The sequence below is a fragment of the Pseudoclavibacter chungangensis genome (genome assembly GCF_013410545.1).
GTDB classification, from domain to species: domain Bacteria; phylum Actinomycetota; class Actinomycetes; order Actinomycetales; family Microbacteriaceae; genus Pseudoclavibacter; species Pseudoclavibacter chungangensis.
Map to the genome: position 1 here is coordinate 3041946 of NZ_JACCFV010000001.1, position 20711 is coordinate 3062656.

General features: G+C 70.6%; 24 protein-coding genes. 12 read left to right on the forward strand and 12 right to left on the reverse strand.

Features of this window, described 5'->3' with window-relative positions:
• Window positions 1–110: 110 nt before the first annotated feature.
• Window positions 111–1421, forward strand: coding sequence for an aspartate--tRNA(Asn) ligase (aspS, locus tag HNR16_RS13460; protein WP_158041057.1), 1311 nt, complete (start codon window positions 111–113; stop codon window positions 1419–1421).
• A gap of 54 nt (window positions 1422–1475) precedes the next feature.
• On the opposite strand, the gene HNR16_RS13465 is transcribed toward aspS, so the two are convergent.
• The 4 genes from HNR16_RS13465 to HNR16_RS13480 form a co-directional block, all read right to left on the reverse strand.
• Window positions 1476–1847: a glutaredoxin family protein gene (locus tag HNR16_RS13465; protein ID WP_158041056.1), complete on the reverse strand. Its 372-nt coding sequence runs from the start codon at window positions 1845–1847 to the stop codon at window positions 1476–1478.
• A gap of 2 nt (window positions 1848–1849) precedes the next feature.
• The gene (gene nhaA / locus HNR16_RS13470; protein ID WP_158041055.1) at window positions 1850–3112 is read right to left on the reverse strand and encodes a Na+/H+ antiporter NhaA; all 1263 of its coding nucleotides are present in this window, start codon (window positions 3110–3112) and stop codon (window positions 1850–1852) included.
• A 160-nt stretch (window positions 3113–3272) separates the two neighbouring features.
• Window positions 3273–3371: a 30S ribosomal protein bS22 gene (locus HNR16_RS13475; RefSeq protein ID WP_082775156.1), complete on the reverse strand. Its 99-nt coding sequence runs from the start codon at window positions 3369–3371 to the stop codon at window positions 3273–3275.
• A 161-nt stretch (window positions 3372–3532) separates the two neighbouring features.
• Window positions 3533–3745, reverse strand: coding sequence for a helix-turn-helix domain-containing protein (locus HNR16_RS13480; RefSeq protein WP_158041079.1), 213 nt, complete (start codon window positions 3743–3745; stop codon window positions 3533–3535).
• Window positions 3746–3945: 200 nt separating this feature from the next.
• Here HNR16_RS13480 and HNR16_RS13485 point away from each other — a divergent pair, with 200 nt between their 5' ends.
• The 3 genes from HNR16_RS13485 to HNR16_RS13495 all read left to right on the forward strand — a co-directional run bounded on the left by HNR16_RS13485 (window position 3946) and on the right by HNR16_RS13495 (window position 6685).
• Entirely contained in the window at window positions 3946–5406 is a 1461-nt protein-coding gene (locus HNR16_RS13485; RefSeq protein WP_158041054.1) for a TrkH family potassium uptake protein, read from the forward strand.
• Complete coding sequence (locus HNR16_RS13490) at window positions 5399–6067, forward strand: potassium channel family protein (RefSeq protein ID WP_158041053.1); 669 nt, start codon at window positions 5399–5401, stop codon at window positions 6065–6067. The genes HNR16_RS13485 and HNR16_RS13490 overlap by 8 nt, the downstream gene beginning before the upstream one ends.
• Window positions 6068–6316: 249 nt before the next feature.
• A complete protein-coding gene (locus HNR16_RS13495) occupies window positions 6317–6685 on the forward strand; it encodes a hypothetical protein (protein ID WP_158041052.1) in 369 nt (122 codons plus the stop codon).
• Between the two features lie 87 nt (window positions 6686–6772).
• Here HNR16_RS13495 and HNR16_RS13500 read toward each other — a convergent pair whose 3' ends face one another.
• From HNR16_RS13500 to proC, 3 genes are all read right to left on the reverse strand, one after another.
• Entirely contained in the window at window positions 6773–8290 is a 1518-nt protein-coding gene (locus HNR16_RS13500; protein ID WP_158041051.1) for a sugar ABC transporter ATP-binding protein, read from the reverse strand.
• Between the two features lie 159 nt (window positions 8291–8449).
• Window positions 8450–9931 (reverse strand): J domain-containing protein, encoded by a 1482-nt coding sequence (locus HNR16_RS13505; protein ID WP_158041050.1) that lies wholly within the window; start codon window positions 9929–9931, stop codon window positions 8450–8452.
• Window positions 9928–10746: a pyrroline-5-carboxylate reductase gene (gene proC / locus HNR16_RS13510; protein ID WP_158041078.1), complete on the reverse strand. Its 819-nt coding sequence runs from the start codon at window positions 10744–10746 to the stop codon at window positions 9928–9930. The genes HNR16_RS13505 and proC overlap by 4 nt, the downstream gene beginning before the upstream one ends.
• 176 nt (window positions 10747–10922) lie before the next feature.
• Here proC and HNR16_RS13515 point away from each other — a divergent pair, with 176 nt between their 5' ends.
• Window positions 10923–11219, forward strand: coding sequence for a hypothetical protein (locus HNR16_RS13515; RefSeq protein ID WP_158041049.1), 297 nt, complete (start codon window positions 10923–10925; stop codon window positions 11217–11219).
• A 212-nt stretch (window positions 11220–11431) separates the two neighbouring features.
• Window positions 11432–12400: an AraC family transcriptional regulator gene (locus HNR16_RS13520; RefSeq protein ID WP_179558255.1), complete on the forward strand. Its 969-nt coding sequence runs from the start codon at window positions 11432–11434 to the stop codon at window positions 12398–12400.
• Here HNR16_RS13520 and HNR16_RS13525 read toward each other — a convergent pair.
• The 5 genes from HNR16_RS13525 to HNR16_RS13545 form a co-directional block, all read right to left on the reverse strand.
• A complete protein-coding gene (locus tag HNR16_RS13525; protein ID WP_179558256.1) occupies window positions 12340–12780 on the reverse strand; it encodes a nuclear transport factor 2 family protein in 441 nt (146 codons plus the stop codon). The two genes, HNR16_RS13520 and HNR16_RS13525, sit on opposite strands and share 61 nt — an antisense overlap.
• Window positions 12781–12883: 103 nt before the next feature.
• Window positions 12884–13630, reverse strand: a complete 747-nt coding sequence (locus tag HNR16_RS13530; protein WP_225737908.1) for a MoaF C-terminal domain-containing protein — start codon at window positions 13628–13630, stop codon at window positions 12884–12886.
• Between the two features lie 55 nt (window positions 13631–13685).
• On the reverse strand, window positions 13686–14792 hold the full coding sequence (locus HNR16_RS13535; RefSeq protein WP_158041046.1) for a zinc-dependent alcohol dehydrogenase: 1107 nt from the start codon (window positions 14790–14792) through the stop codon (window positions 13686–13688).
• Complete coding sequence (locus HNR16_RS13540; RefSeq protein WP_158041045.1) at window positions 14789–16114, reverse strand: MFS transporter; 1326 nt, start codon at window positions 16112–16114, stop codon at window positions 14789–14791. Before HNR16_RS13540 ends, HNR16_RS13535 begins: the two co-directional genes overlap by 4 nt.
• A 226-nt stretch (window positions 16115–16340) precedes the next feature.
• Window positions 16341–16838, reverse strand: coding sequence for a nucleoside deaminase (locus tag HNR16_RS13545; RefSeq protein ID WP_225737907.1), 498 nt, complete (start codon window positions 16836–16838; stop codon window positions 16341–16343).
• Window positions 16839–16959: 121 nt separating this feature from the next.
• Between HNR16_RS13545 and upp the strand changes: the two genes are divergently transcribed.
• The 6 genes from upp (at window position 16960) to HNR16_RS13575 (ending at window position 20684) form a co-directional block, all read left to right on the forward strand.
• A complete protein-coding gene (upp, locus tag HNR16_RS13550) occupies window positions 16960–17595 on the forward strand; it encodes a uracil phosphoribosyltransferase (protein ID WP_158041044.1) in 636 nt (211 codons plus the stop codon).
• 360 nt (window positions 17596–17955) lie between these two features.
• Complete coding sequence (locus HNR16_RS13555) at window positions 17956–18690, forward strand: winged helix-turn-helix domain-containing protein (protein ID WP_158041043.1); 735 nt, start codon at window positions 17956–17958, stop codon at window positions 18688–18690.
• Window positions 18691–18805: 115 nt separating this feature from the next.
• Window positions 18806–19303 carry a MarR family winged helix-turn-helix transcriptional regulator gene (locus tag HNR16_RS13560; RefSeq protein ID WP_158041042.1) on the forward strand — a complete coding sequence of 166 codons (498 nt, stop codon included), beginning with the start codon at window positions 18806–18808 and terminating at the stop codon, window positions 19301–19303.
• Window positions 19304–19305: 2 nt separating this feature from the next.
• The gene (locus tag HNR16_RS13565; protein WP_218868449.1) at window positions 19306–19677 is read left to right on the forward strand and encodes an ArsR/SmtB family transcription factor; all 372 of its coding nucleotides are present in this window, start codon (window positions 19306–19308) and stop codon (window positions 19675–19677) included.
• 66 nt (window positions 19678–19743) lie between these two features.
• Window positions 19744–20271 carry a MogA/MoaB family molybdenum cofactor biosynthesis protein gene (locus HNR16_RS13570; protein ID WP_158041041.1) on the forward strand — a complete coding sequence of 176 codons (528 nt, stop codon included), beginning with the start codon at window positions 19744–19746 and terminating at the stop codon, window positions 20269–20271.
• Window positions 20268–20684, forward strand: a complete 417-nt coding sequence (locus HNR16_RS13575; protein ID WP_158041040.1) for a molybdenum cofactor biosynthesis protein MoaE — start codon at window positions 20268–20270, stop codon at window positions 20682–20684. Before HNR16_RS13570 ends, HNR16_RS13575 begins: the two co-directional genes overlap by 4 nt.
• Window positions 20685–20711 lie beyond the last annotated feature (27 nt).

Here is a 20711-nt window from a genome sequence, read left to right on the forward strand (position 1 = left end):
TCGAAGTCGATGGCGAACCGGCCCGCTCGCCGCGCGCACCGTCGTCGTCGCGCGGCGCCACGGCGTCCGCCTGTCGGGCGTCCGTGCCGCGGGAGCGTTACCCTGGGGCCGTGACCGAACGTTCCCTCGTCTCCGCCCTGCCCGCCCTCGCCGATGGTCCCGTGACCGTGCAGGGGTGGGTCGATACCGTCCGCGACCAGAAGAAGGTCCAGTTCGTCGTGTTGCGCGACGAGTCGGGTGCGGTTCAGCTCGTGAATCCGCGCTCGGAGGGCCGGGAGGGCATCTCGGACGCGATCTCGGGCCTCGCGCAGGGTTCGTTCCTGACCGTGCACGGTCAGCTCAAGCACGACGAGCGCGTGAAGCTCGGCGGCCTCGAGGTGCGTATCGACGAGCTCGTCGTCGAGACGGAGGCGATCGCCGAGACGCCGATCGCCGACGACACCTCGATCGACAAGCGCCTCGACTGGCGCTTCCTCGACCTGCGTCAGCCGCGCAACAACCTCCTCTTCCGCGTCCAGACGACGTTCCTGCACGCGCTGCGCACGTACTGGGTGGAGCGCGACTACATCGAGATCTTCACGCCGAAGCTCATGGCCTCGGCGTCGGAGTCGAAGGCGGAGCTCTTCAAGGTCGACTACTTCGACCGTCCCGCGTATCTCGCGCAGTCGCCGCAGTTCTTCAAGCAGATGGCGCAGACGGCCGGCTTCGGCAAGGTCTTCGAGGTCGGCCCCGTCTTCCGCGCCGACCCGTCGTTCACGTCGCGGCACGCGACCGAGTTCACGGGCGTCGACGCCGAGATCTCGTGGATCGACTCGCACGAGGACGTCATGCGCATGCAGGAGGAGCTCCTCCGCGCGGGGCTGCAGGCCGTCAAGGACAAGCACGGTGACGAGATCCGCGAGCTGTTCGACGTCGAGATCACGGTTCCGGAGCTCCCGTTCCCCCGCATCCCGCTGCTCGAGGCACGCCGCATCGTGGAGGAGCGCGGCCACCACATCGATCGCGCCGACCTCGATCTCGACCCGGAGGGCGAGCGGCAGATCGCTGCGTACGTGAAGGAGACGTACGGGCACGAGTTCGTGTTCGTCACCGACTACCCGGCGTCGATCCGGCCGTTCTACCACATGCGCCACGACGACGACCCGACCCTCACGAAGTCGTACGACCTCATCTGGAACGGTGTCGAGATCACGACCGGCGCGCAGCGCGAGCACCGCGTCGAGCGGATCGAGGCGCAGGCACTCGAGAAGGGCATGGATCTCGAGGAGCTCGAGTTCTACCTCGACTTCTTCCGCTACGGCGCCCCGCCGCACGGTGGCTTCGGCATGGGTCTCGCACGCGTGCTCATGCTCATGCTGCACCAGTCGACGCTGCGCGAGGTGACGTTCCTGTTCCGTGGCCCGAACCGGCTCACGCCGTAGCGCCGACGCCTCGTCGAACGACGTGCCCCGCGACCTCGGTCGTGGGGCACGTCGTCATTCGTGGTCGCGGTCGCGTCGCCGCGGGGATCGCGCACGTTCGATGTCGGCCTCGAGCTTCGCCCCGTCGACGAACCATTTCGCGTGCGGCCTGCCGTCGACGAACACGACGGGCACGTCCTCGCCGAATCTGCGCACGAGGCCCTCGTCGCTCGTGATGTCGATCTCGACGACGCGTGCCCCCGTGCGCTCGGTCGTCGCCGTGACCGTCGCACGCGCGTCGTCGCACAGGTGGCAGCCGGGTCGCGTGTAGAACTCGACGAGCACCTCGCCGCGTGCTCGCGCGAGCCGCACCGCGTCGGACGGGCCACCGATGCCACGCGGGTCGCGACCGCCGCGGGGTGCTCCCGGTCGGAATGGTCCTCGCATCGTCATCGCTCCTCGTCGTGGGTGTCGCCGCCCTCCCGGGCGGCGCGCTGCTCGATCGCGTGACGGGTCGAGCGCAGGCGCAAGAGCACGATACCGATGACCGCCGACACGAGCGATCCGGCGATCACGCCGAGGTGGGCGACCTCGAGATGCGCGGGGTCGTCGCGGAACGCGAGTTCCCCGATGAGCAGCGAGACCGTGAACCCGATCCCCGCGAGCGCGCCGAGTGCCACGACGTCGCCGAAGCGCAGGCCGGGGTCGAGCCGGAACGCCGGCAGCCGCCGCAGCAGTGCGACGACCGTGACGATCCCGAGCGGCTTGCCCACCACGAGCGCGAGCGCGACCGCGACGAACACGGGATCGCTCACCGTGGCCGTGAACGAGCCGCCGGCCGTGAGCGGCACCCCGGCGGCGAAGAACGCGAACACGGGAAGGGCGATCGCCTGCGAGACGACCGTCCAGCCGCGTTCCATGTGTTCCGCCATCGACACCTCGTCGCGTCCGATGGGCTTCGCCGGCACGCACAGGCCGAGGAGGACGCCGGAGATCGTCGCGTGCACGCCCGAGCGGTACATGCCGTACCACGCGACGAGCCCGAGCGGGACGAGGATCCACCACGCCCCGATGCCACGGTGCATGACGAACCACGCGGCGGCGACGGCGACGAGGCTCACGACGAGCCACACGAGGTCGACGCCGTCGGTGTAGCCGATCGCGATCACGAGGATGCCGAGGAGGTCGTCGACGATCGCGAGGGTCAGGAGGAAGACGCGGAACGCCGACGGCAGCCCGCGCCCGGCGACGGCCACGAGCCCCAGCGCGAACGCGATGTCGGTCGCGACGGGGATCGCGACGCCGCGCAGGGCGTCGACCCCCGCGATGACGACGACGAGCGCGTACACCCCGGCCGGGACGAGCATGCCCCCGACCGCCGCGGCGATCGGCAGCGCCGCGGCGCGCGGATCGCGCAGGCTCCCCGTCACGAACTCGCGCTTCAGCTCCATCCCGACGACGACGAAGAAGATCGCGAGCACGCCGTCCGCGGCCCAGTGACCGATCGAGAGGTCGAGCCCGAGCGCCGGGATCCCGAGATGCGTGTCACGCAGCGCCGTGTAGCCGCCCGCGAGCGGTGAGTTCGCGAGGACGAGCGCGACGACCGCGGCGGCGAGCAGGATCGTGCCGCCGAGCGATTGCGACGCGAGGCGGTCGAGCAGGCGGCCCCAGCGTGTCGTGGGTGCGGGTCGGGCGGTGCGGATGGGCGACATACGGGGATCCCTCGTGATGGGTGGACTGATCGGCGCCGACCAGACTTCCCGGCTCACCCGCGATCGATCGTATCCGACGTGTCGGCGCGCTCGCACGTGCCGGCCCCGGAGACGCCAAAAGCGCCGAGCCAGGGGCCCGGCGCTCCAGCGACGTCGCAGACTACTTCTTGTTGCGACGCTGGTGGCGAGTCTTGCGAAGCAGCTTGCGGTGCTTCTTCTTCGCCATGCGCTTGCGGCGCTTCTTGACAACAGAACCCATTGGGACTTCCTTCGTTACGCGGTGCGCTCCGGTCGCGGTGGACGACCCGGAGAAATCGCTCGCCCAAGCCTACACGTCCGGTGGCGCACGATTCACCTGACAGCCGCCCCACGGTCGCACGCGGTTCCGACTGGGGTCACGGACGCGTGCGGTCGCGAGGACTACGCGGTGTGCTTGCCGACCTCGTCCTCGGTGCCCGTGCGACGCAGCGCCTCGGCGACGGCCGACTCGGGAACGCGGAACGAGCGGCCGAACCGTACGGCGGGCAGTTCGCCCGAGTGCACGAGTCGGTACACGGTCATCTTCGACACCCGCATGAGTTCCGCAACCTCGGCCACGGTGAGGAACCGCACGTCGGAGAGCTCGTTCGCCATGTTCATTGACCCCCAGGTTCGTCGAAGCTATACCAGTGTGACACGAGTGCAACACTGCGTCTGCTGGTAACCATACGGGGCAGTGATGTCTGTGAACAAGGTGAGTTCTCCCCATCCCCCCGGCGCGCCTCGAACAACGTGCGTCCGGAGTAGCATTGCGTGGCCGAACCGAGCCCCGTCGTCACTCACGTGAGGCAAGCATGCGAAATCGCCGGCACCCGCCGGAACAACCGCGGATCAACCGTCGCGGACACGTCTCCCGGACCCTCGCGGGCAGACTCCGCGACTTCGTCGACGACTTCGCGCACAGCTCGCCCTCGCGGTTCGCCGTCCTCGTCTTCACGTCCATCATCATGCTGTGGACACTGCTCCTGACCCTGCCCATCTCGTCCGCGAGCGGGCACGGGACGCCCTTCCACGAGGCCCTCTTCACGGCCGTCTCCACGATCTGCGTCACGGGACTGTCGATCGTCGACATGTCGACCCACTGGTCGCCGTTCGGGCACGCCGTCGTGTTCGTGGGACTCGAGGTCGGTGCCGTCGGCGTCCTCACGCTCGCGAGCATCATGGGCGCGATCGTCGCGCGGCGACTGGGGCTCCGCCAGAAGCTCATGGCCGCCTCCGACAGCAATCCGATGCGCATCCATGCGGGCCCCGTCTCGGAATCGCAGGCCATCCGTCTCGGTGAGATCGGCGGCATGCTCGTCACGGTCGCCGTCTCCCTGCTCATCATCGAGACCGTCATCGCGCTGCTCATCATCCCGCGGCTCCTGTTCGCCGGGTTCGACCTCGGCACCGCGATCATCGACGGCTTCTACTACTCGGCGTCCGCCTTCACGAACACGGGGTTCACGCCGAACCCCGACGGACTCGAGCCCTTCAAGAACGATCTGTGGATGCTCGGCTGCCTCGCCGCCGCGGTGTTCGCAGGGAGCCTCGGGTTCCCCGTCATCTTCGCGCTCGTGCGGTGGGTGCGTCACCGTCAGCGCTTCTCGGTGCACGTGAAGATGACCCTCGTCACGACCGTCGCGCTCTTCCTCGTCGGCTGGCTCGTGCTGTATCTTCTGGAGGCCGACAACCCCGAGACGATCGGTGCCTTCCACCCGCTCATGCGCCCGTTCCAGGCGGGCTTCCTGTCGGCGATGACCCGCTCGGGCGGCTTCTCGACCATCCCCATCGACGAGACCGAGGGCGCGACCATGCTCGTGCTCGACATGCTCATGTTCGTGGGCGGCGGCTCGGCCTCGACGGCGGGCGGCATCAAGGTGACGACGCTCGCGATCCTGTTCCTCGCGGCGTTCGCGGAGGCGAAGGGCGTCAACGACATGCAGGCGTTCGGTCGCCGGATCCCGGGCGACGTGCTGCGCCTCGCCGTGAGCGTGTCGCTCTGGGGTGCCACGATCGTCTCGGTTTCCGCGATCCTGCTCATGCACTTCGCCGATGCCCCGTTCTCACACGCCCTGTTCGAGAGCATCAGCGCGTTCGCGACGTGCGGGCTCAGTTCCGGCCTCACCCAGCAGCTCCCGGTCGAGGGGACGTACATCCTCACCGCCACGATGTGGCTCGGTCGAGTGGGTACAGTCACGATGGCGGCGGCGCTCGCGTCGAGCGAGCACAAGCAGCTCTACCGCCTCCCCGAAGAAAGGATCATCGTTGGGTGAACCGATCCCCCACAACGCGCCCGTCCTCGTGATCGGCCTCGGTCGCTTCGGTGCGGCCACCGCGGGGCAGCTCCAGCGCCAGGGCCGCGAGGTGCTCGCGGTCGACACCGACGAGGCGCTCGTGCAGAAGTGGGCCGAGCGCGTCACGCACGCCGTGCAGCTCGACGCGAAGAACATGGAGGCGCTCCGGCAGATCGGTGCGCAGGAGTTCCAGGTCGCGGTCGTCGCGGTGGGCAACTCGATCGAGGGCAGCGTGCTCGTGACCTCGAACCTCGCCGAGCTCGGTGTCCCCCAGATCTGGGCGAAGGCGATGTCGGCGACGCACGGCAAGATCCTGGCCCGCATCGGTGCGCACCACGTCATCTACCCCGAGGCGGAGGCCGGCGAGCGGATCGCCCACCTGCTCACGGGCCGCATGCTCGACTTCATCCAGTTCGACGACGACTTCGTCCTCGTGAAGCTGTACCCGCCGAAGCAGATCCGCGGCAAGAAGCTGCTCGAGTCGGGCGTGCGCACGAAGTACAACGTGACCGTCGTCGGAGTCAAGTCCCCCGGCAAGCCGTTCACCTATGCAGCGAACGACACGGTCGTCTCCGACCACGACCTCGTCATCGTCGCGGGCTCCTCCGACGACGTGGAACGCTTCGCCGCGCTGAGCTGATTCGAGCGGTCCGGCCCACACGACGGCGGCGATGTCATCGCCCGATCGAACCAGTGGGGTCGGAGGTTTCGCACACGACGTGTCGCGGAATTGTCACGTTATGCACATCCCGCTCGCCGGGACACGGCGTATGGCATACTATCCGAGACGGCATGTGAATTCATGTCGATTTCGTGGACGCCCGATTCATCGGACGTCCTGTTCACCGCGTCACTGCATGGGCGTCACGCATCCCCGGAAGGTACTCCTTTGTCTCAGCTCGACACCTTCGTCCAAGAACTCCTCGCCATCGAGGGCGCCACCGGCGCCGCGATCGTCGACATCTCGAGCGGCATGGCGCTCGCGTCCGGGGGCAACCCCGGATTCGACCTGTCGGTCGCCGCCGCCGGTAACTCCAACGTCGTCCGCGCCAAGCTCAAGACGATGGCCGAGATCGGCCTGTCGGGCAAGATCGAGGACATCATGATCACCCTCGACGGTCAGTACCACCTCATCAACGTGCTGAACGGCTCCGACTCGACCGGCCTGTTCGTGTACCTCGTGCTCGACCGCAACACTGCGAACCTCGCGCTCGCCCGCCACAAGCTCAAGAGCGTCTCGGGCCGCATCACCATCTGATCGCCTCGCACGACGAAGCGGCCGCACGGTTCCTGGTCCGTGCGGCCGCTTCCTCGTTCGGTGACGCGTGAACGTCGCCTGACGACCTCAGACCGCGGCGCGCTCCCCGCGGCGCGACTGGCGCGGCTCCGACGGTTCGTCCATGACGCCGAGGGCCTCTCGCATGAGGGTGTCCTCGGTCGACTCGGCGTTGTCCTGCACCGAGACCACGACGCCATCACGCATGACGGCCGTCCGGTTGCAGAGTTCGAGCAGCTCCGACATGTCGGAGGAGATGAGCACGATCGTCGTGCCGCGCTGCGCGAGCTCCTTGAGCATCTCGCCGATGTCCTGCCGCGCACCGACGTCGATACCGCGCGTCGGGTGGTTCAGGATGAGGATCTCGCACCCGGAGCCCATCCACCGTGCGAGTGCGATCTTCTGCTGGTTCCCACCCGACAGCTTGCCGACGTCACTCTGGATGTCGGTCGTGCGGATACGGAGCTTCTGCACCTGCGCGACCACCTCGCGGAGCGCGGCCACCTCCTCGCGGAAGCCCATCGCGACACGACCGTCGAGCAGGTTCTTCGCGATCGACTCCTCCGTCGTGATGCCGAGCTCGTCGTCGCGGTCGGAGAGGTACCCGATGCCGTGCGACAGCGCGTCGGCGGGCGAGGTGACCTCGACGTCGGCGCCGTCGATGCGATAGGCGCTCCAGGTGGCCGGCGTCACGCCGACGAGCGCGCTCGCCAGTTCGGTCATGCCGGCCCGTCGCAGGCCGGTGAGCCCGAAGATCTCGCCCCGCCGGAGCGCGAGCGTGACGTCGCGCACGTGACCGTCCGGCGTCGAGAGGTGCTCGACATAGAGGCGGGTGTGCTCGTCCTCGAACTCGTCCGGCCGACGCCCGAACACGAGCTCCCGTTGGGTGATCTCGTACGCGATCTCCGTGGCCGGCATCGCGCGGGGGTGGAACTCGCGCGCGATGAGACCCTCACGGAGCACGATGACACGGCCGACGAGCGACGAGATCTCGTCGATGCGGTGCGTGATGTAGATGACGGACCGGCCCTCACGTACGAGACGACGCGTGATCTGGTGGAACTGCGCGATCTCGAAGTCGTTGAACGTGGCCGCGACCTCGTCCATGAGCACGAGCTGCGTCTCCTCGGCGATGAGGCGAACGACCTCCACGAGGGCCTGCTCGGCGCGCACCAGGTCGCCCATTCGGGCGTCGGGGTCGAAGTCGAGACCCGACGACTCGAGGAGCTCACGAGCCCGCTCACGCTGTTCCTCGGGGCTCTTGTCGGCGTGGAACGAGGCGCGGAAGATGTTCTGCGCGACCGTGTGGTCGGGGTCCACGACGAACTTCTGCTGGATCGAGCCGACTCCGCAGGCGAGCGCTTCCTCGGGGCTCTGCGGCGCGTAGGGCTCGCCGTCGAGCTCCATGGAGCCGCTCGTCGGGGCGGTCCAGCCGCCGAGAATGCTCAACAGGGTCGATTTGCCCGCCCCGTTCTCACCGACGAGTCCGACGACTTCTCCGCGTGCGATCTCGAAGCTCACACCCTTCAACGCACGCGTCATGTCGTGGTTCTTGGTGACGTTCGTGACGGTCAGCAACGTTTCCAACGGCGCCCCATCCTCCCGGTAGTACAAGTGGCCGCGCGCAGAAGCGCGCCGCAGACGATCCCCACCATCTTAGGCGGATGCGTCGCCCGACCGCGCACCCCGTGCAGCGGGGCGTCCGAATGCCCCGTCCGTGCAGGGTGGCCTCGGCGCGACGAGGATTCAGGCGCGGTGCCGCAGCAGGTCGCGCAGCAGGAGCCGGTCGACCCGTTCGCCGTCCTGGGCGAGCCAGTCGCCCACCTCGCGCAGCATCGACTCGAGCGTCGCGAGCCGTGCCCGTTCCCACGTGAGTCCCCCGTCGACGTCGAGCGGGCCGTCGCGTTCGGGCACGATCGTGATCCACCCGCGCACGAGGGCGACCTCACCGAACAGGCGGTGATACGCCTCGACGGCGTGCGGGAACTCGGTCGCGGCCGTGCGGATCGCTTCACCGTCGCGGCGGATCCCGCCGTCCTGGCCGATCGAGTAGGTCCCCGGCAGCCACAGTTCGTCGTCGATGAACGCGATGCGGCGTCCCGCGACGACCGCGTGCGCGACGACACCGGGGGCGCCACCGGGCGCGCGCAGTCCGTGGACGATGCGGACGCCGGGAATGCGCAGCAGTTCCGCGAGGGCCGGCCCGACGATGCGCTGGGCCATGACGGCGCGCATCGGGTTGACGCTCGGCGAGATGCCCGTGGTGCCGCCCATCGTCGACTGCGCGGGTGCACCGAACACGCGGGTCGGATCGTCCACACGGGGCGCCGACGCGTTCGCGAGGCGCACGAGAAGCACCTCCTGCAGGAAGGCTCGCGCGCGACCGGCGAGCCCCGTCCAGACGAGCACGGACAGGAGTGCCGTCAGGAGGCACACGACGAAGCCGAGGAACGCGGCGAGCGCGGGGCCACCCTGCCCGACCGTGACGGCGATGAGGGCGATCACCCCGTAGACGACGGCGACGAAGCCCGCCACGACGACCGAGACGATGTTCAGCACCCTCGAGAGGGCGCGAGCGCGCACGAGGACACACGGTACGGCCCAGCCGAGGGAGAGCAGGAGGAAGCAGACGACACCCACGTACAGCACCCCGGTGCGGCCGTCGGCCGGCGGTCCGACGAGCGCGCTCGGGAGCACGAAGAGCAGGGTGCCGATGACGAGGACGAGGGCGTAGCCGACGACGAGCGCGAGCTCGCGCGGGGCGAGCGGCGGCAGTGCTGCGGTCGCGGGTGGCCACTGCGTCGGTCGTGGCGCCCACGCGGTGCGCGCCCACGCCATGCGATCGAGGTCGATGCGGGGTTTGGGGATCCGATCGGGGGGCGGCGGTTCGGCCGTGTACTGCGGCGTCGCGGTGGGCGTGCGTGCGCCGGCGGGCGTCCGGGGCGCGGGTCGGCGCGGCGTGCGCTGCTGGGCGCGCAGTCGCGACCCGCTTCGCCGGGCGGTCCGGGAACCGGCGAGCCACTCGTCGTGCTGGGCCCGCAGCTGCGGGTCGGTCAGGACCTCGAGGGCGAGCCGCACCTTGACGAAGTCGGCCGCGTCGCCGCCGTAGTCGGGGTGTGTCTCGCGTTGGCGGCTCCGCCCCGCGCGCCGGAGTTCGTCCTCGCTCGCTCCCTGCGGCACACCGAGGACGGCGTAGAGATCCTCCGTGAAGACCTGCGGTCGACTCATGCGTTGTCGGCGGCGAGTTCGTCGGAGCGATCGATGTTGGCCTGCACGGCACGGTCGACGATCTCGGCGAGCCCGGCCTCCTGGAACACTCCGATGGCGCGTTCCGTGGTGCCGTTCGGGCTCGTGACGTGGCGGCGCAGCTCGGCGGGGTCCGTGTCGCTCGCCCGCGTGGCGAGCTCGCTCGCACCGCGGAACGTCGCGACGACCATCGTGCGAGCCTGCTCGGGCGTGAAGCCGCGCGCCTCGGCGGCACGGATGAGGTCCTCCATGAAGAGGTACACGTAGGCGGGACCGGAGCCCGAGATTCCGGCGACCGCGGCGATGCGCGACTCGGGCACCTCGACGACGTCGCCGACCGACTCGAAGATGCGCGTCGCGATCGCCATGGCCTCGTCGTCCGCGGCCGCGCCGGGAGCGATCCCGGTGACGCCGAGACCGAGCGTGGCGGGCGTGTTGGGCATCGCCCGCACGACGCGGGCGCCCGCCGGGAGCCGGCGTTCCATGGCCGCCGCGGTGACCCCCGCCGCGACCGAGACGACGATCGTGCCGAGGCCGACCTCCGGGGCGATCTCATCGAGGAGGTCCGCCACCATGTGCGGCTTCACGCCGAGGACGACGACGTCCGCACCGCGCACCGCATGACGGTTCGCGTCGGGGTCACGTTCCGTCGACATCGCCTCGACGTCGCTCGCGTCCGCGTACGTGGCCGCCGATGCGGCGCTGCGCGTCGTCACCCGGATCGGTGGCTCGTCGGCGCCGCGGCGCGCCCTGAGGCCCTCGAGGATGGCGCCCGACATGTTGCCGACGCCGAGCATCGCGAGCACGAGCCCCCCGTCGGACGCGGCGGTCACGGGCTGCGGCGAGGAGTCGGCGTTCACACCGGAAGTGTACGGCGGTCGGGTCCCGTCGTCCTCCCGGCGCCACGCTGGCCGGGTGTTCCCCGAGCACGATGGCTATGCTGAGTCCCCAGCACAACGCAGGAGGTTCACCAGTGACGACCGACCTTGCCGCTCGCGTTCGCGATGCGCTGTTCGAGAGCCGATACGTCGACGGGGTGCTGCAGGTGCGCACGATCGAGAGCGATGGCATCATCCAGTTGGTCGGAGTTCGCGTCGCGCTCGTGCCGCTGCAGGCGCTCACGGATCTGCCGCCCGTGCTCGGAGAGTTGCGCGGGCTCGTGCGCGAGGTCGTCGGTGACGAGACGGCGATCTTCATCGAGCCGGATGTGCTCGGTCAGCCGACGTCGCACGTCTCGACCGAGGCGATCGTCATCCGCGGCGCCGACTGACGCGACGGCGCCCCGCGTGGCCGCCCCGCCCGGCGGCACCGCCCCGCGCGGTCCGTGCGCCCGGTGCCAAGGCCCGTGCGCGATCCGGCAAGTGACCGCTCACGTGCCTCGGTAGGGTCGTGGCCGATCCCTTCGGGGGTCGCAGCGGGCCCGGACGGTCGACGTGGACCGGACGACGTCGGCCCGCGCGCATCCTGGCGAGGAGGCCACGCGTGCTCACGACGACGACCGAGTTGGTGGACCGGCCCGAGCGCCTCGAGTTCTGGGAGTCCTGGAACCGCCGCGCGCTCGTCGGACTGCACTGTTCGAGCCCCGTGCCCGACGCGTTCCTCGCGAGCTCGACCCAGTTGTCCGTGGACGGGACGACGGTCACCCGCATCCAGGCGTCGCCGCACGCCGTCGACCGGAACCAGCAGAGCATCGCCGCGACGCCGAAGCACTCGGTGTTCGTCTCGGTCCTCGCGGCGGGCACGGGCTTCGTCTTCCACGCGGGCGGACTGCGGTCGGTCCGGGCGGGCGACGTCCTCATGTACTCGACCATGCAGCCGTACCTGCTCGGGTTCGAGCAGGACATGGATCTGCTCATCGTCGACGTCGATCTCGTCACGGTGTGCGACGAGTGGGGTGTGGATCCGCGGTCGACGGCGCCTCGCGTCGTCCCCGCGAGCGCCACGACGAGTGCGTTCGCCTCGGCGCTGCTGTCGCGCTTCACGGCCGCACCGCCGACCGACGCGGCCCCCGGCGGAGGGGACGAGCGCGACGTGTCCGGGCACGACCGCGGCGTGCGCGGCGAGATGCTCCGCCGCGCCTGTCGCGGTTTCCTCGCGGGCCGCACGCCGGCCGACGAGCTCTACGATCGCGCGTGCGAGCGCATCGCCGCGACGGCCTGCGATCCGGATGTGACGGCGTCCTCGCTCGCCGTCTCGCTGCACGTCTCCGAGCGCCACCTGCGGCGCGTGTTCGCCGAGCACGGGGATCGTCCGTCGACGCGGCTCCTGGACGAGCGCCTCGGACGCGCGTTCGGGCTCGTGGTCGACTCCCCGGCGCTCACGATCGCCGATGTCGCGACGCGGACGGGCTTCGGCTCGCCGTCGTCGTTCACGCGCGCGTTCGGCGCGCGCTACGGCCGGAGTCCGAGCGACGTCCGGGGCGCGGCCCGCCTGACGTCACCCGGGCCGTGAGGCGTCCGGTCGGAGTCGTGCCGTGTCGGCGAACTGCTCGAAGCGCACGATCGTGCCGCCCTCGAGGCCCCACACGTGGACGGCGCGCGCCGACACCTCTCACCCGTGATGCGGCGCCCGAGGTACGTGCCGACGGCCGCGACCGTGTCGCCGTCGGCGAGCAGACGGTCGGGGACGAACGCGAACGTCTCGTGCTCGGCCTCGATCCGGGCGAAGACGTTGGCGACGATCGCGTCGACACCGACGAAGGTTCCGGCGTACGGCGATCCGGCCATCTCGATCCACGTGATGTCGGGCGCGAAGTCGGCGAGGGCGTCGGCGGTCCGCCCCTCGGACGTCGCCGTGTAGTGGCGGGCGACGATGTCCCTGTTGTCGGGCACGGGTGCTCCTTGCAACGGGAATCAGACGGGTTGCACGTCGGGGTATCGGACCGAGCCGAGCGGGTAGATGTGACCGCCCGCCCTGCTGTGTTCGGCGATCCCGTCACCGTTGATGCCGAGGAAGATCCCGGTCGTCACGAGACCGTAGCCGAGGTCGTGCAGCCAGACGCTCGCGACGGGGATGGAACTCCCGGAAGCAGAACAGGTACAGGCCGTCGTCCAGTTTCCAGACCGTCGAGAGGTCCATGTCGCCGTGCCCCCGCTGCACGCCCTGGAGGTTCTGCCACGCGTACCGCTCGGTCGACATGTACACGTGTTCGTAGAGGTGTTGCGGACTGTACCGGTACAGGTTCCGCATGCCGATGAGGTCGCGCGACTCGCCCGGGGCCGCGCCGGTGGGCTCGCCGCCGTCGAGGACGGCCGCGACGAACTCCTGCGTCACCTGCGGTTCGCCCTCGCGAGGCTCCTGCCCGATCCGAGAGTGCGTCACGATGGCACGCCGCGTGTGCTCGGACCACACGATCGTGAGCGCCGTCCGCTCGCGTGATTCGAGGGGGAGGTTGAGGAAGTGGACGCCCGGCCGGACGGCGATCGCGTCGTACGGGTCGGCGGCGTCGTCGACATCGTCGACCGTCCGGGACCCGCTCGTGCTCCAGCGCACACGGGCGTCGTCGAGGACGTCGACGGTGATCGTGCCACCGCCCTCGAGTTCGAAGCTGAGCCGCCGGCCCGCGAGGGACTCCTGCGGGAGTCGATAGGTGTCGATTCCCGCCGCGAACTCGTCGTACGTGGCCCACTCGTCGGCGTCGCGCCGCGTCGCCGCGAGGTCTCCGATCTCCGCTGCCGTCATGGTCGTGCTCCTGTCTGTCGGGAGGTCGGCCCGCGCCGTGCGGGCCCTGGGTGGTTCATCCCGCTCGCTGCGGGACGAGCAGCGCCTTGATGACGCCGTCGCGCTTGTGCCGGACGAGCTCGAGCGCCTCGGCCGCGCGTTCGAGCGGGAACCGGTGGCTGACGAGCCGGGCGAACGGGAAGTCGCCGCGCGCGAGGAGCGCGAGGGCTGGTTCGTAGCCACCGGCGGAGAGGAACGAGGCGACGATCTCGACCTCGCGCACGAGGATGTCCTCGTCCTGCCGGAACGTCACGGGGCGTCCGCTGCCGAGTGCGCCCGCGAGGACCGTCCGTCCGCCCCGGCGCGTCAGACGGACGGCCTGCACCTGTGCCTCGGCGGAGCCGGCGGTCTCGATGACGACGTCCGCGGTGCGCCCACCGAGCGTGCTGCGCAGCGCCGCGACGACATCCGTCTCCGCGCTCGTGTCGATGGTGTCGTCGGCGCCGAAGCTGAGGCCGAGCTCGAGCCGGCTCGCGCGGGTGCCGAGCAGGACGACCTCGTCGGCTCCGGCCGCACGTGCCGCGGCGGCCGCGAGCAGGCCGATCGGGCCCGGGCCGATGATCGCGACGCGGTCCCCCGGACCGACGCGGCCGCGTCGGACGCACCGGGACGCGACGGCGAGCGGCTCGACGAGGGCGGCGGCGTCCCAGTCGACGTGGGACGGGATGCGGTGCACGATCGCCTCGCCGGGCACGAACAGCGTCTCGGCGTAGCCGCCCCAGAACCCGGGCGCACGGTCCCCGCCCATGTTCACGCCGTACTGGCGGCCCCGTCCGCCGGCCGCCCGGTCGTCGTCCTCGCACACGTTGTACCGCCCCTGTCGGCACCGGTCGCAGCGCCCGCACGGGACGAGCATCTCGACGGCGATCCGGTCGCCCGGTCGCAGCCCGCGCGCGAGCGCCGCGTCGGCACCGATCCGGTCGACCTCGCCGACGAACTCGTGGCCGGGGACGACCGGGAACGGATCGCCGAGGTGCCCGTCGAGCAGGTGCACGTCGGTCGCGCAGATGCCGACGCGGCGAACGCGCATCGTGAGATCGTCAGGGCCGATCGACGGCACGGGGTGTTCCTGCACCTCCATGCGGCCCGGTGCGACGAACACGACCTGATGGGCCGTCGTCACGAGCGGGGCGCCCCGTCGACCGCGACGCCGTGGCGTCGCGCCGCGATCGGTGACGTCTCACGCAGGAAGAGCGCGAGGACCACGACGACGAGCGCGGCTCCCGTGCACATCCAGAACGTCGCGTCGAGCCCGAACGCGTCGGCGATCATGCCGCCGATCCACGGTGCGACGAAACCGCCGCCGATCTCGCCGACCCCCATGATGAGGCCGAGGCACGAGGCCATGACGTGCGGTGCGACCGTCTCGGCGGGGATCGTCGCCATGAACAGCGTGAAGCACCCCATGCCCGTGTAGCTCAGGGCCATCGCCACGAACAGCAGGCCCGGCGAGGTGATCCGCATGATGAGGACGGGCGCGAGGGCCGCGACGAGCGCGAAGACGATGATCGCGAGCTTACGGCCGAATCGATCGGAGAAGGCCGGCACGACGGCCCCCCACAGCACCCATCCGACGCCGATGCCGGTGAGCGCGAACGCGACCTCCCCGCCGCTCCAGTCCGGCCGGGTCTCCGCGAGGTACGAGGGGGTGAACGTCTGCGTCGTCACGAACCAGGTGATGAAGAACACGGCGATGAACATGCACAGGAGGATGTTGCGGGAGCGGAGCGCCTGCGCGAACGTGACGGGACGCTCGGCGACGGGGATCGCGCTCGTCGGCGGGAGCATGCCCGCCGCTCCGGCCCCCGCGCCGCCACCGCGCAGGCGCAGCTCCCGCACGAACAGCAGGACGAGCAACGACATGAGGAGGCCGGGAACGATCGTGAAGAAGAACGCGCTGCGCCACCCCCACGCCTCAGCCATCGCGACCGTCACGATCGGGCCCGCGATCCCGCCGATGAGTCCCGCCGAGGAGCCCTGCAGGAGTCCCATGTTGAGCCCCCGCCGCTTCTCCGACGAGGAGAACATCATGAGCGTCTGCGACAGCGGCAGCACGCCACCCTCGAACATGCCCATGATGCCGCGCAGCAGCAGGAGGGACGCGAGCCCGCCGACGAAGCCCGACAGTGCCGAGAACACCGAGAACCCGATCGTGCAGACGATGATGAGCGGCTTCCGGCGATCGATGCGGTCGGAGACGACCCCGAGCAGCAGTCCGGAGATCGCCCACGTGAGCGACGGGATCCCACCGAGCAGTCCGAGGGCGGTGTGGTCGAGTCCGAGCTCGGGCATCCAGTACGGGGCGAGGTAGTTCAGCGCGAGGCGGTCGAAGAAGACGAACCCGAAGGTCGCGAACAGGACCGCGAGCAGCACGTACTGGTAGTGCCCGCCCTGTGGTGGCGCCGTGTACGGCCGTCGCGGGGCGATGCGTTCGGTGCGCGTCATGGTGGTCTCCTCATCGAGATCTGGGTCGCGCCGACGAGGGCGCCCAGTCATGGTGCGCGCGTCACGCGACGGCCCGCATGCCGATTGCGGCCACGTCACCCGCCGATCTCGGCCACCTTCCGCGCCGCCCGATGCTCGTCCCGCGCCGTGCAGCGTCCACGGCGCGACGGCGCGACGCGGTCCGGCGCGGCGGCGCGGCGCGGCGCGGCGGACCGTGTCGCGCGACTCAGGCGGTCGGTTCGGGCGCCTCGTCCGAGGCGCGCCCCGGCACCGAGCGGAAGAAGCGTCTGATCGGGTCGGCGCACTCGTCGGCGAGGACACCCGCGACGACCTCGGTCGTCGCGGGGAGCCGACCGTCGCGCAGCAGGTCGTAGACGGATCCCGCCGCACCGGCCTTCTCGTCCCACGCGCCGTAGACGACGGTCGAGATGCGCGCCTGCAGGATCGCTCCCGCGCACATCGCGCAGGGTTCGAGCGTCGTGATGAGCGTGCAGCCGTCGAGGCGCGAGCGATCGAGCGCGCGCGCCGCCGCGCGGATCGCGACGATCTCGGCGTGTGCGGTCGGGTCGCCGTGGGCCTCGCGCTCGTTGCGACCACGGCTGAGGATCTCGCCGTCCGCGGCGACCACGATCGCGCCGACGGGCACGTCGTCCGTGAACGCCGCGACGCGGCCGAGGGCGATCGCCTCACGCATGAGTTGCGTGTGCTCGGGTCGAATTCGCATGCACGGACCGTCCGTTCGGCTCGAGGTGGGCCGCCCCGCGGGTGATCCGTGGGCGGCGTCGCGGCCCCGACATCCTTGCACGCGAGGGCGGACGCGCACCGTGCGAAGTACGCTTGATCCCATGCGATTGCACGTTGCGGACCACCCGCTCATCACGCACAAGCTCACGGTGCTCCGCGACCGTGCGACCCCGTCGCCCGTGTTCCGCTCGCTCGTCGAGGAGCTCGTCACGCTGTTGAGCTACGAGGCGACCCGCGAGGTCCGCACCGAGCGCGTCGACATCGAGACGCCCGTCTCCCCCACGACCGGGCTCCGTATCGGCGATCCGAAGCCGCTCGTCGTGCCCATCATCCGCGCGGGTCTGGGCATGCTCGACGGGTTCGTCAAGCTCGTGCCCTCGGTCGAGGTCGGGTTCGTCGGCATCCGCCGGGACGAGTCGACGCTGCAGCCCGAGACGTATGCGAAGCGGCTGCCCGAGGACCTCTCGAACCGCCAGTGCTTCGTGCTCGACCCCATGCTCGCGACGGGTGGCTCGCTCGCCGCGACCGTGCAGTTCCTCTTCGACGCGGGCGCGCAGGACGTGACCGCGATCTGTCTCGTCGCCGCCCCCGAGGGCGTGCACCACATGGAGGAGCAGTTCGAGGGGCGCGACGTGAAGGTCGTCCTGGGCGCGCTCGACAGCGGCCTGAACGAGCACGGCTACATCGTGCCCGGCCTCGGGGATGCGGGCGATCGACTGTACGGCGTCGCCGAGTAGACGCTCGAGGCCGGTACCGCCGGAGTGCGGTACCGCCGGACGTCGGGTTGACACCCGGCGTCACGCGCGAACATAATGACCGACATGACGACGTTCACGCGATCCCTCACCGCCGGTTCGGCGACGGGAACGACCGGCATGATGATGCCCGGTCACGCGGCGTGCTGTCGAATGTGTCGCTGAGCACGGACCCGACACCGGTTCCGTTCCTCGCCCCGAGCGAAGCCCGCCCGACGACACCTCGGTGAGCGACGTCCGCGCCACCGCCCCGTCGCCCAGACGCGACACCACGCCTCACGGCATCCGTTCCGCCCCGATCGGCGGAGCCACAAGCATCATCATCACGAAAGCGATCCCGCCATGTCGACCGCCTCCGCTCTCCGAACCTCCGTTCCCACCACCGCCCCCGCTCCGGCCGCCTCGCGCCGCCCCGCCCCGCAGGCCGGCCCCGCAGCAGCCGCTCCCGAGCGTTCCGCGCCGCACGTCCAGCCCGTGCCGTCCGCGCCCGAGGCACGCGGCTTCGTCCTCTACGTCGGCCTCGACGAGGTGAAGGCCGCCCTCGACGGCACGTCCCTCACCGAGCTCGTCGAAGCGCTCAAGCGCGTCACCGGCGAGGTCGCCCCGCACGCCGAGACCTACGCCGCCGTCGCGCTCGCCCCGAAGGGCGCCGGCGGCCGCGACGTCGACGTCGTCCGTCTCGCGCTCCACGAGCCGCAGGCGCTCGCCGAGCAGCAGGACGACGACGAGGAGACCTCGGTCGAGCAGGGCGTCGTCATCGACACGACGCGGCGCCGCGTCGTCGTCTCGGGTGACAACGCCGGCCTCACCTACAAGGAGTTCGAGCTGCTGCAGGCGCTCGTGCTGCGTGAGGGCCGCACGGTCGACCGTCTCGAGATCATCGACATCCTCTGGCGGGACTCGGAGGAGGAGCGCCCGAACGAGCGGACCATCGACGTGCACGTGCGCCGCCTTCGCGCAAAGCTCGGCACGTACGGCGACATCGTCCGCACGGTCCGCGGCACGGGATACCGCTTCGACCGGCACGCCGACGTCGAGGTCGTGTACCCGATGGCACAGTCGCCCGACCGGTTCTGACCGGTTCGGCACGGGCCACGCACCGCCCGGACGGCGTGAGGCCGCGACCGGCCGATACACGACCCGGAACGTGATTCTTCATCATTCTCCGGGTCGGCAACCATAGAGTACGCGCATGTCCAGCCCCGATTCCGCCGTCGACGCCTGGGAGGCGCTGTTCCGTGCACAGGTCTCGATCATGCGGGACCTTCGGAGTGCGTTCGCCGACGCCGATCTCTCGCTCAACGAGTACGACGTCCTGTTCAACATCGCCCGCGAGCCCTCGCACCGCAGCAGGCTGCGCGATCTGAACCGGAACGTCCTGCTCACGCAGTCGTCCGTCTCGCGACTCGTCGACCGGCTCGTGGAGCGCGGTCTCATCGAGAAGACGGGCGACGAGCTCGACGCGCGCGGGACGGTCGTCGCGCTCTCCTCGGCGGGGCGTGCCGAGTTCGGCCGGGTCGCGAAGATCCACATGGGAAACATCCGCGAACGGGTCGGTGGCGTGCTGACCGAGGAGGAACTCGTGACCCTCGAAACCCTGTGCAACAAGCTCCGCACGAGTTCGTCCGATTCGCAGTGCGACGACGTCGAGTCCGTCGGCGGTGCGGGTACGCAGCGGTCCGGAGGGTGAGCGTGCCGACGCCGATCGTGCGGGACTACGCGTGGCCGGGCGATGCGTGCGAGGTGGCCGTCGACCCCGACGTCGCCATGGCGCTCGCCCACGATCTGCAGGTGATCGCCGATCCGGCACGCCTCCGCATCCTCTCGCTCATCGCCTCGCACTCCCCTCGTCCGTCGAGCGTGACCGAGCTCGTCGACCGGCTCGGCCTGTCGCAGTCGACCGTGTCGCACCATCTGCGCACACTCGTGGACGCCGGGCTCCTCGTCCGGGAGCAGAGCGGCACGTGGGGGCTCTACCGTGCGCGCGGCGCACGGTTGCGCGAACTCGCGCGACTCATCGCCCCGGGCGACCTCGCCGACCCGGGCGATCCGATCCACGGCTGAGCGCACCCGCGCACCGCTCGTCGGCCCTCGGAGCACGCTCTCTCCCGCAGCGCATACAGTGGAGCGATGACCGCCACCCCGAGCACCGATCGAGCAGCGACGCGCGACGGACGTCCCTGGGCCGTCGTCGTCACCGTCTCGGATCGCGCATCGATCGGCGAGCGGATCGACCGGACCGGTCCCGTCCTCGTCGAGGCGATCGCGTCGTGGGGTTTCCGCGTCGAGTCGGCCGTCGTCGTCCCGGACGACGTCGAGACGATCAGCGAGATCATCCGCGGCGCGCACGCCCAGGGCGCCCGGCTCGTCGTCACGACCGGTGGAACGGGTGTGGGGCCGCGGGACCGCACTCCCGAGGCGACGGCACCGCTCGTCGATCTGGAGCTCCCCGGTGTGCTCGAGGCGGTCCGCCGACGCGGTGCGCAGGCGCCCGCCGCCGCGCTCACGCGCGGGGTCGCCGGGATCGTGCTCGGCTCCCCCTCGACCTTCGTCGTCAACCTGCCGGGGTCGATCGGCGGTGTCCGTGACGGCATCGCCGTGCTCGAACCGCTCGCGCGCCACACGGTCGACCAGCTCGACGGGGCGGACCACGCATGACCGTCGTCCTCACCGCCATCGGCGCCGAGCCGCTCGACGTCGGCGCGCACTACGCCGCCGTCGCGGATCCGGCGGCGGGTGCGACGGCCGCGTTCGTGGGCACCGTCCGGGATCACGATCCGGGCGCCGCGGGCGAGGTGCAGCGGCTTTCGTACTCGGCGCACCCCGACGCGGATGCCGCCCTGCGCCGCATCGCCGAGGGCGTCGACGCCGACGGCCTGCGCATCGCGGTCAGTCATCGCATCGGCGACCTCGCGGTCGGTGACGTCGCGATCGTCGCGACGTGCTCGTCGGCGCACCGTGCCGAGGCGTTCGACGCGTGCCGCGCGCTCGTCGAGCGCGTCAAGGCGGAGCTGCCCGTCTGGAAGAAGCAGTTCGCGGTCGACGGCACGAGCAATTGGGTGGGACTGTGAGCGGGTGCGCGACCGACCGGCGCGACG

What these genes read in the sequence shown, in the direction of transcription:
- HNR16_RS13465 (WP_158041056.1), bottom strand. Translation starts at nt 1,847, where the DNA reads ATGCGAGGACCATTCCGACCGGGAGCACCCCGCGGCGGTCGCGACCCG.
- HNR16_RS13505 (WP_158041050.1), bottom strand. Translation starts at nt 9,931, where the DNA reads ATGAGTCGACCGCAGGTCTTCACGGAGGATCTCTACGCCGTCCTCGGT.
- upp (WP_158041044.1), top strand. Translation starts at nt 16,960, where the DNA reads ATGCGATTGCACGTTGCGGACCACCCGCTCATCACGCACAAGCTCACG.
- HNR16_RS13560 (WP_158041042.1), top strand. Translation starts at nt 18,806, where the DNA reads ATGTCCAGCCCCGATTCCGCCGTCGACGCCTGGGAGGCGCTGTTCCGT.
- HNR16_RS13530 (WP_225737908.1), bottom strand. Translation starts at nt 13,630, where the DNA reads ATGACGGCAGCGGAGATCGGAGACCTCGCGGCGACGCGGCGCGACGCC.
- HNR16_RS13575 (WP_158041040.1), top strand. Translation starts at nt 20,268, where the DNA reads ATGACCGTCGTCCTCACCGCCATCGGCGCCGAGCCGCTCGACGTCGGC.
- HNR16_RS13480 (WP_158041079.1), bottom strand. Translation starts at nt 3,745, where the DNA reads ATGGCGAACGAGCTCTCCGACGTGCGGTTCCTCACCGTGGCCGAGGTT.
- HNR16_RS13545 (WP_225737907.1), bottom strand. Translation starts at nt 16,838, where the DNA reads ATGCGAATTCGACCCGAGCACACGCAACTCATGCGTGAGGCGATCGCC.
- HNR16_RS13555 (WP_158041043.1), top strand. Translation starts at nt 17,956, where the DNA reads ATGTCGACCGCCTCCGCTCTCCGAACCTCCGTTCCCACCACCGCCCCC.
- proC (WP_158041078.1), bottom strand. Translation starts at nt 10,746, where the DNA reads ATGCTCGGCGTCGGCAACATGTCGGGCGCCATCCTCGAGGGCCTCAGG.
- HNR16_RS13475 (WP_082775156.1), bottom strand. Translation starts at nt 3,371, where the DNA reads ATGGGTTCTGTTGTCAAGAAGCGCCGCAAGCGCATGGCGAAGAAGAAG.
- HNR16_RS13570 (WP_158041041.1), top strand. Translation starts at nt 19,744, where the DNA reads ATGACCGCCACCCCGAGCACCGATCGAGCAGCGACGCGCGACGGACGT.
- nhaA (WP_158041055.1), bottom strand. Translation starts at nt 3,112, where the DNA reads ATGTCGCCCATCCGCACCGCCCGACCCGCACCCACGACACGCTGGGGC.
- HNR16_RS13485 (WP_158041054.1), top strand. Translation starts at nt 3,946, where the DNA reads ATGCGAAATCGCCGGCACCCGCCGGAACAACCGCGGATCAACCGTCGC.
- HNR16_RS13540 (WP_158041045.1), bottom strand. Translation starts at nt 16,114, where the DNA reads ATGACGCGCACCGAACGCATCGCCCCGCGACGGCCGTACACGGCGCCA.